The following is a 9,177-nucleotide window of genomic DNA, read 5'->3' as shown; positions in this document are numbered from 1 at the left end:
ACGCATGACCGGCTGTGGGCAGTCGTCGGGTCTCGGTTTCCAGACGTGCCAGCATTGCCAAGTATTCGGGGGTGGTCAGCGAGTCCGAGGACGTTTCGAGCACGTCAGAGATCGCATCGTGCAGCGCGTCGTAGCGCTTCACGATCTCCTCACGATCACTCGAACGCATGTTCGAATTATAACGGGCCGGGCCGACAAAAGGCCCTGCCTATCCACAGCCAAAAACCAAAGTGACATAAGTGATTTAAGTGATTCGCCGCCCGCCGCAGTCGCCCGCGTCACCCCGCACGGTTAAAAAGGCCAGTAGATGGTTAAGTGGCAGTCGTGAAGAAACTGGCAGCTGTGCTCGGTTCGCTGACCGGACTCGCGGTCACCGCCAATGGCTATCAACCGCTGAGCAAGCGCGGTTACCTCTCGATATACGCATTCAGCTTCGGAGTGTTTGCTTCCGAGTTGCCGTTACAAATTCTTGCCGGCCAGTTCGCGCTGCTGGCCGCGATAACCCGCAGGCTCTCGCCGCGGCTGCGCCGGTTCAGCTGGCTGGTGTCGGCGCTGTCATGGTTCGGTCTGCTGGGTCTCAACCGCCTCGGCCGCCAGGCCAACGGTCCGCTCACCGCGGCACTCGACGCCGGGCTGGGCACCGATCGTCGCACCGAGGCGGGCGATTTATGGAAGCGGCCGGACGGTGCCGGCACGGCCAAGACGCCCGGGCTGATCCGCATGATGCGCATCTACGGCGACTACGCGCACGACACTGACATTCCCTATGGCGATTACGGCTCGCGCAACCACCTCGATATCTGGCGACGGCCAGACCTCGACCCGGGCGGACGGGCACCGGTGCTGTTGCAGGTTCCCGGTGGCGCCTGGATGGTGGGAAGCAAACGTCAGCAGGCTTATCCGTTGATGAGCCACCTCGCCGAGTTGGGCTGGGTGTGTGTCGCGATCAACTACCGGCTCAGCCCGCGCTCCACCTGGCCTGACCAGATCGTCGACGTCAAGCAGGCGTTGGCGTGGACCAAGGAGCACATCGCGGAATTCGGCGGCGACCCGGACTGGATCGCGATCACTGGCGGTTCCGCCGGCGGACACCTGTCGTCGCTGGCTGCCCTCACCGCAAACGATCCCCAGTTTCAGCCGGGCTTCGAGGATGCGACACCAGCGTGCGGGCCGCCGTGCCGTTCTACGGTGTCTACGACTTCACCCGAAACGATGCGATCCACCCGCTGATGGTGCCGACGCTGGCGAAGTACGTGTTCAAGCTGCGGCGAGCGCAAACCGCAGAGGCATTCCGCACCGCCTCGCCGATCACGCATGTATCAGCCGATGCACCACCGTTTTTCGTGCTGCACGGGCGCAACGACTCGTTGATTCCGGTCGAGCAGGCCCGCGCCTTCACCGCAGCCCTGCGCGAAGTCAGCCGGCAGCCGGTCGCCTACGCCGAACTGCCGTTCGCCCAGCACGCCTTTGACATCTTCGGGTCGGCCCGCGCCACCCATGCGGCGGTGGCCGTCGAGCAGTTCCTGGCCGAAATCTACGAACGCACGGCCGTGACGTCTAACCAGATCGCTCGATAGCCCGTAGCCCCAGCGAAAGAAGCAGCCGCACTTCGGGATTAGCCAGCGACATCGACAGTAGCTTCTCTATCCGGCGGACTCGGTAACGCACGGTATTGGGATGGACGTGCAGTTGTACTGCCGCCGCGGCCACTTCACCGAAACTGTCCAGATAAGCCCGCAGCGTCGCGACCAACTCCGGCTCGTGGGCTTGCAGGTCGCGCACCCTGGGGTCAATGAGCCGTTCGTCGGCGGCGACCATCGTGACGATCTCGTCGAGCAGTACGGTGCTGCGCGCTTCGGCCAGCGATGTCACAGCGGCGAACGAATCAGGGTGGCGCTCAGCGCTATCCAGCACCCGGTCCACCTCCGCGCGCACGGCGGCCAGGCCGGCTAGGCCGGCGACCGGCGCGGCCACTACCGCCCGCAACTGCAGTCCGAGCTCGCTGTGCAACGCGCCGATAGTGCCGCGAATCCAGGAGGCAAGCGAGGACCGCTTCGTAGTATGCGGCAGCAGCACATATACCCGCGAACCGCGCGATGCGACCTGCGCGTCAGACCGAAAAGCGTTGGCGCTCAATGCCAGCACGTCGGCCAGCCTGGCGTGACGGTCTGGCGTGTGAAAACCGATCAGGGCGGCGTTGCCGTCGGACACGATTCCCAGCTCACGTGTAATGGCGTCGACATCGACCGGACCGCTATCGGATAAGCCCAGTAGCTCTTGGACCCGTAGCGCGTGCGTTGACGGCCTGGCGGCTAGCCGCGACATAATCCGGGCGGCCAGCACGGCGGCTCCGCGCAGCACCTCCTCGGCGTCGTCCGCCAGCGGCCGAGCGCCTTGCTGCACCCAGATGGTGCCCGCGAAGACCGGTGCCCTGCGCTCGTCGAGGGAGGGCTGACGAATACCAACCGCCAGCCGGGGCCGCAGACCCAGCTCCGGGCGCTCGGCGACGCGCACCACATCACCGCCAGCCCGCAGCGCATCGAAAATGCCCCATTGCCCGATCCACTTCAGGTGCTCGGGCGGCCCGGCACGACCCAGGATCGATAGTCGCCGCAATTCATCGGCCTCGTCGTTGGACGCCGAATAGGCCAACACATGCGACTGCTCGTCCTCGATGCTGACCATCCCGTGAATACGGTCGGCCAGCGACTGGGCCAGGCCGAACAAGTCCGTGCCCGAGTCGTTGCGCGGATCGGCCCGCTCGTTCGAAAAAGGCGAGTGGTGCTCGAGGACGTGATTCACCAGGCGGTACAGCCGCTCCCAACGCGCCTGCGGTTCGACCGCCACCACCGCCGTCCCCGCTGCGATGGCCCTGGCCACCAGGGCGTCGGACGGTTTCTTGGCGAAGACGGCCACCGGCGCGCGATCGGCCGGGCCAGTATTGATCCAGTGTTGTGCTTCGTCGTCGGCAACGCCGAGGAGGAAGAACACGTCGGCCGAGTCCGCGCCGCGACCCAGGCCCAACCGCACATCGTCGGAGTCGATCAGCGCCGCGGTCACTACCGGCAGGTCGAGCCCGCGAGGCGCGTCGACCAAGCTCACGACGGTGGTATCAAGGGCCAGTAGCAGCTGACCCAGCCCGACGCCCGTCGCTCGCATGTTGTCTGATTCTACTATCAACGGCACCTGGCTTTGTCTGATCAGCCAAGCATGTGGACCTTCGCCGCTGAGACCCTGGAGACATGGATGCCATCTCCTCCGTTCCTGTGCCGACAAACGAACCGGTGCAGGACTATGCGCCGAACTCGCCCGAACGCAGTCGACTGATGGCTGCGCTCACCGCCCTGGCCGATGAGCCGATCGACCTGCCGCACGTCATTGGCGGCACCCATCGGCTGGGCAAAGGTGAGCGCATCGACGTCGTGCAGCCACACCGGCACGCCGCGACCCTGGGCACGCTGACCAACGCCGACCACGCCGACGCCACCGCCGCTGTGGACGCGGCAATGGCCGCCCGCGCGCATTGGGCGGCGACCCCGTTCGACGAACGCGCCGCGATCTTTCTGCGCGCCGCCGATCTGCTCGCCGGGCCGTGGCGGGAGACGATCGCCGCCGCGACCATGCTGGGTCAATCCAAAACCGCCTACCAAGCTGAAATCGACGCGCCCTGTGAGCTGGTCGACTTCTGGCGGTTCAATGTTTCCTTCGCACGCCAGATCCTGGCACAGCAGCCGCTAAGCGCACGCGGTGAATGGAATCGGACCGATTACCGGCCGTTGGACGGATTCGTCTACGCGATAACGCCGTTCAACTTCTCTGCGATCGCCGGCAATCTCCCCACCGCGCCGGCGTTGATGGGCAACACGGTGGTGTGGAAGCCGTCGGTCACTCAGACGTTCGCCGCGTACCTGACCATGCAACTGCTGGAGGCTGCCGGGTTGCCGCCTGGTGTGATCAACCTGGTCGCCGGTGACGGCTACGCGGTTTCCGATGTGGCGCTGGCGGATCCGCGACTGGCCGGAATCCACTTCACCGGATCGACGGCGACCTTCCAGCGGCTGTGGCACGAGGTCGGCGCCAACATCGAGCGCTACCACAGCTATCCGCGCCTCGTCGGTGAGACCGGCGGCAAAGACTTCGTGCTCGCGCATGCCTCGGCGCAGCCCGATGTGCTGCGCACCGCATTAATTCGCGGCGCGTTCGACTACCAGGGTCAAAAGTGCTCGGCGGCGTCGCGAGCGTTTATCGCCCACTCGGTGTGGCAGCAGATGGGCGACGACTTCCTGGCGGCGGCCGCCGAGCTGCCGTACGGCGACATCACCGACTTCTCCAACTTCGGCGGTGCGCTGATCGACGAGCGTGCCTTCGTCAAGAACGTCGACGCCATCGAACGCGCAAAAGGTGCGGCCGGTGTGACGATCGCGGTCGGCGGCGAATACGACGACAGTGAAGGCTATTTCGTACGCCCGACGGTACTGCTGTCTGACGATCCGACCGACGAGGCCTTCGCTACCGAGTATTTCGGCCCGCTGCTGTCGGTGTATGTCTATCCCGACGATCAGTACGAGCGAATCCTCGACGTCGTCGACACCGGCTCGCGTTACGCCTTGACCGGCGCTGTGATCGCCGACGACCGCGACGCCGTGCTGGCCGCACAGGATCGGCTGCGCTTCGCGGCCGGCAACTTCTACGTCAATGACAAACCGACCGGGGCGGTGGTGGGCCGACAGCCGTTCGGCGGGTCGCGCGGCTCGGGTACCAACGATAAGGCCGGATCGGTGCTGAACTTGTTGCGCTGGACGTCGGCACGCTCGATCAAGGAGACGTTCGTCCCGGCCACCGAGCACAACTATCCGCACATGGCACAGTGATGATGTCCGGGCGATCGCCAGCGCGGCGAAGCCGGGCGCAGCGGGTCGCCCGCATCAAACCCGGTCTCTTTGCCAAGACGCTGCGTCCGGCGATACTGGCGGCCAGCCACTCCGACGGGTTGCGGCGGGCCGCTGAACGACTGCCGGTGACCCGCAAGGTTGTGCACCGGTTCATACCCGGGTCATCGCTTGATCGAGTGTTGGACAGCGTTACGGCACTGCGAAATTCGGGTCGGCTGGTCAGCATCGACTACCTGGGCGAGGATGTCGCCGACCTCGACGGCGCGACTGCCACCATGGGTGCCTACCTGCAGTTGCTCGACGCGCTGGGCCAGCGGCCGGATGCCGTCGGCGAAGGTGTGCGCCCGCTCGAAGTGTCGTGCAAGCTGTCGGCATTGGGGCAGGCGCTGGACCGCGACGGAGAGAAGATCGCATTCGCGAACGCGCACAGCATCTGCGAACGGGCCGAACAGGTCGGCGCGTGGGTGACGGTGGACGCCGAGGACCACACCACCACGGATTCGACGCTGTCGATCGTGGCCGACCTGCGCACTGACTTCCCTTGGCTGGGCGTCGTTTTGCAGGCCTACCTGCGACGCACACACGGCGACTGCGCGCATTTCGCCGCGTCCGGGGCAAGGGTGCGGCTATGCAAGGGTGCCTATGACGAACCGGCATCGGTGGCCTACCGGGATACTTGGGAGGTCACCGACTCGTACCTGCGCTGCCTTCGGGTGCTGATGACGGGTTCGGGATATCCGATGGTGGCCTCTCACGATCCGGTCGTCATCGATGCGGTGCCGGCATTGGCGAGCGAATCCGGGCGCAACGCCAGCGATTTCGAATACCAGATGCTGTACGGCATCCGCGACGGCGAGCAGCTGCGGCTGGCGTCCGCCGGCAACCGGGTTCGGGTGTATGTGCCGTTCGGCACCCACTGGTACGGGTACTTCATGCGCCGGTTGGCCGAGCGACCAGCCAACCTGACATTTTTCATGCGTGCGCTGGCTGAACGTGGTCACTGAGGCAGATCCCGCGGGTTTTAGGACGTTGTCAGGACGCTCTGGCGTATCTGCGAACTACGTTGTCCTGCCCGAATGTGCCGGTACCGATGTGCGGTCTGTGTGGAGATGAATTGATTCAAGAAGGTCGAACGATATCAGAATCGACCTCTTGCGTTCATCTCTCGAATCAGCTTCTCAACACTCTTCTGGTGGTTTGCGTATGACCCGAGTTCCCGCGACGGTCCCAGCGGATGTTGTATTGCGTACCATAAACTTTCAAGACGACTATTCATTTTCCTGCTTCTCGTTAGGTGCTCATCATAGCACTATTAGGCACGCTGGAACCCGCCTGCGGGACAACCGTTCTCGCTGAGCGCGCTCGGGGATTAGCTAGCAAGAAGCAAGTACTCGCGGGGGGCTAGCCGATCAGCCGTGGCGCGAGCCGAGTTCCGAAAGCGACGCTGTCACGACTACCAGCCGAGGCGCGCCCAGACGCGGGCGAGAGCCGCGCGCGGTCGTGGTCGCCTGCAGATCGAACACACCCGCGCCACGGAGCCGACGCTGGTTCCCGACGGCGCGAATATTCGCTGCGGCTGCGCCATTTTGGTTTGGGACACGATTACCCAGCTTGCAGGATGCGTGCTTCGGCGAGCAGACCGCCACCGGCTACGGGAGTTCGGCCTACCCGAGTCGGACGGCACTCCTGACGAACAGGAGGCCGTCCGAAGCACCAGCCACCGGGTTACCAAGCGTGCGTGATGGCGCGGTGAAATGTGGCCTCGGCGTCAGGACACGTTGTCGCGCCTGACGCAAGCCCACCGCGCTGTGCCCAATGATGGGCTTTGCTTCGCGTGGGTACCGAGTGCTGGTGCTAGGCGCCACAGCCGAGAGGAGGAATCTTCTCTTCCGGTCCGACCTTGGTCTGCCGTGGATCCGTAGCTTGAGCCTACGCTCATGCAGTTAAAGATGCAGTAAAAGCGAGTTGGCCTGGACCGGTTGTCGCCCAGCGATGCGGGGAACGCACCCGTCACAGAGCGCGTCGCGGCCGCGGTCGTTCGTCGGCGAATCCTCGGACCAGATGCGCGCGGACAAAGTCGGCGACGACATCGGGGTCGTCCATATCCAATGTCGATGACGGTGTGCTGAATAGCGAGAACAGTATGCGCGCGAACCATTCGCCGGCGGACTGGATGTCGAGGTCTTTGCGAACCTCGCCGGTGAGCTTGGCGGCGGCGAGGTGGGGCGCCAAGAAGTCGACGCATTCGCGCAGCAACACCGCGGCGTCTTTGGTCAGCAGCAGGCTGATGGCCTCCTCGTCGAAGTACTTCTCCGAGGCGATGACCCGTCGTGCCTGGGTCACGAATACCGCTGCGCGGCTGAGCTTGTCCTCCAGCGAACGGCCCCGGTCCATCGCCGTGGACATCTGCCGGTAGAACTGCTCGGAGGCGTGCTCGGCGCATGCTTCGACGATGGCGGACTTGTCGCGGAAGTACTCGTAGATCGTGCTGCGGGAGACACCCGCCATCTTCGCGATGTCGACGATCGTCACCTTTTGCAGCCCTTGCTTGCGGAAGCAGGCGTACGCGGACTCGACGATGAGTTCGCGGGTATCCGTCGCGGTGGCTTGTGTCATCACGGAACCAACGCGCCTCTGGGCACCAGGCCGGCATCGGCCGATTTGAACGCGGCATTGACATCGGCGAGATGGAACGGCTTGGGCATCAGCCGGCTGAACGGAAAGCTGGTGTGCTGCAAGAACGACAACCCGGTCGCCAGGGTAATCGGGTTGTAGAGCATCACGCCGCGCACTGACTTGTTGCCGTAGACCAGAACGCTGGGGTCGAGCTCGAAGGTGCGTCCGGTTCCGATATTTCCGACTTCGAGCACGGTGCCGCCGTTGTTGAGGAAACCGATGCCGTCGGGAATGACGCCCGGCGCGCCGACGACTTCGAGCACCCAGTCGGCGCCGATGCCGTCGGTGCGCCGGTGGATCTGTTCGGTGACCTGTGCGGTGGAGATGCTGCTGGCATCGATGCAGTGCGTGGCGCCGAAATCGGATGCGACGTCGAGTCGCTCCGCGATCTTATCGATGACGATGACCTCCGCCGCGCCTGCGGTGTGCGCGACGGCGGCGGCGTTGATGCCCAGCCCGCCGGCACCCTGGATGACGACGGTGTCGCCCAGTCGCACATCGCGCAGCGCGAACAGTACCTGGGCCAGTGCACAATTCAGGGGCGCGACGGCTTCGTCGGCGAGCTCTTCGGGCACTTTGTACAACGGTTGTCTAGTGGTGGTGTAGTAGTACTCGCCGTGCGCGCCGACGAAGTGCGGGGCTTGGTCGTGGGTGCGGAATTCGCCTGCCATGAGGTTCTGGCAGGCGTGCGGGCGCCCGCGTGCGCATGCATGGCATTGCCCACACGTCCAGAAGTACGGCGTGACCACACGGTCGCCCACTGCTAGTGACTTGCCGGTCGCGTCGGTGGTCAGTCCCTCGCCGAGTTCGGCTATTTCGCCGACCATTTCATGGCCCATCGCGAACGGGTAGAACAGCGGGAGTTCGCCGCGGAAAATGTGCAAGTCGGACCCACAGATACCGGCCATCCGCAGTTTCAGCGCGGCGGTACCAGGTGCCGGTGTGGTGAGCGGAAACTCGGCGAGTTCAATCGGCCCGCCGACTGCGGTCAGCAATGCGATCTTCGGCATGGCGGTCTTCCCTAGCTATCCGGTGCGAGAATAAGGCCGCTGGTGGGCACGCCGGTGCCTGACGTGACCAGCACATGCTCGACGTTGTCGACTTGGTTATGCGAGGTTCCGCGGACCTGGCGCACGCCCTCGGTAATGCCGTTCATCCCATGGATGTAAGCCTCGCCGAGCAGTCCGCCGTTGGTGTTGATCGGCAGTTCCCCACCTAGCGACAACCGCTCGACGGTGGCGAAGTCTTTGGCTTCACCGCGACCGCAGAATCCGAGTTCCTCGAATTGGGTGAACACGAACGGCGTGAAATGGTCGTAGATGAATGCGGTTTGGATGTCTTGCGGTTTCAACCCGGAGTCGCGCCACAGCCGGTTCGCGACCACGCCCATCTCCGGCAGCCCAGTGATGTCGTCGCGGTAGTAGCTGGTCATCATTTCACCGTTGGCCGCTGCGCCCTGCGCGGCGGCAGTGATGATCGCCGGCGGCTGTCGCAGGTCTCGGGCGCGATCGGCACTGGTGACCACCAGCGCCACCCCGCCGTCACTTTCCTGGCAGCAATCAAGCAGTCGCAGAACGGGTTCGATGATCCAGCGGGAGTTCTGGTGATC

The 9,177-nt window shown here is 64.5% G+C and carries 6 protein-coding genes and 1 pseudogene; 3 read left to right on the top strand and 4 right to left on the bottom strand.

Going from position 1 to position 9,177, the window contains the following annotated elements; genetic code table 11:
* The first annotated feature begins 315 nt into the window (after positions 1 to 315).
* A pseudogene (locus tag WBF82_RS05240) lies at positions 316 to 1,577 on the top strand (alpha/beta hydrolase fold domain-containing protein).
* On the opposite strand, the gene WBF82_RS05235 reads toward WBF82_RS05240, so the two are convergent.
* On the bottom strand, positions 1,558 to 3,159 hold the full coding sequence (locus WBF82_RS05235; protein ID WP_424382029.1) for a PucR family transcriptional regulator: 1,602 nt from the start codon (positions 3,157 to 3,159) through the stop codon (positions 1,558 to 1,560). The pseudogene WBF82_RS05240 and the gene WBF82_RS05235 sit on opposite strands and share 20 nt — an antisense overlap.
* 83 nt (positions 3,160 to 3,242) lie before the next feature.
* Between WBF82_RS05235 and pruA the strand changes: the two genes are divergently transcribed.
* Together pruA and WBF82_RS05225 are read left to right on the top strand one after the other, a co-directional pair.
* Entirely contained in the window at positions 3,243 to 4,871 is a 1,629-nt protein-coding gene (gene pruA / locus WBF82_RS05230; protein ID WP_424382028.1) for an L-glutamate gamma-semialdehyde dehydrogenase, read from the top strand.
* Positions 4,872 to 4,873: 2 nt separating this feature from the next.
* A complete protein-coding gene (locus WBF82_RS05225; RefSeq protein ID WP_424382030.1) occupies positions 4,874 to 5,896 on the top strand; it encodes a proline dehydrogenase family protein in 1,023 nt (340 codons plus the stop codon).
* Positions 5,897 to 6,902: 1,006 nt separating this feature from the next.
* On the opposite strand, the gene WBF82_RS05220 is transcribed toward WBF82_RS05225, so the two are convergent.
* From WBF82_RS05220 to WBF82_RS05210, 3 genes are all read right to left on the bottom strand, one after another.
* Entirely contained in the window at positions 6,903 to 7,511 is a 609-nt protein-coding gene (locus WBF82_RS05220; RefSeq protein WP_424382027.1) for a TetR/AcrR family transcriptional regulator, read from the bottom strand.
* Positions 7,508 to 8,578 (bottom strand): zinc-binding dehydrogenase, encoded by a 1,071-nt coding sequence (locus tag WBF82_RS05215; RefSeq protein ID WP_424382026.1) that lies wholly within the window; start codon positions 8,576 to 8,578, stop codon positions 7,508 to 7,510. The genes WBF82_RS05220 and WBF82_RS05215 overlap by 4 nt, the downstream gene beginning before the upstream one ends.
* 11 nt (positions 8,579 to 8,589) lie before the next feature.
* Positions 8,590 to 9,177: thiolase C-terminal domain-containing protein (locus tag WBF82_RS05210; protein ID WP_424382025.1), on the bottom strand; the 588-nt coding region annotated here is incomplete at its 5' end.

This window comes from Mycobacterium sp. (genome assembly GCF_049673265.1).
In the GTDB taxonomy this organism is placed as follows: domain Bacteria; phylum Actinomycetota; class Actinomycetes; order Mycobacteriales; family Mycobacteriaceae; genus Mycobacterium.
The sequence above is the reverse complement of the archived record's forward strand: the minus strand, read 5'-3'. Positions and strand labels throughout refer to the sequence as shown.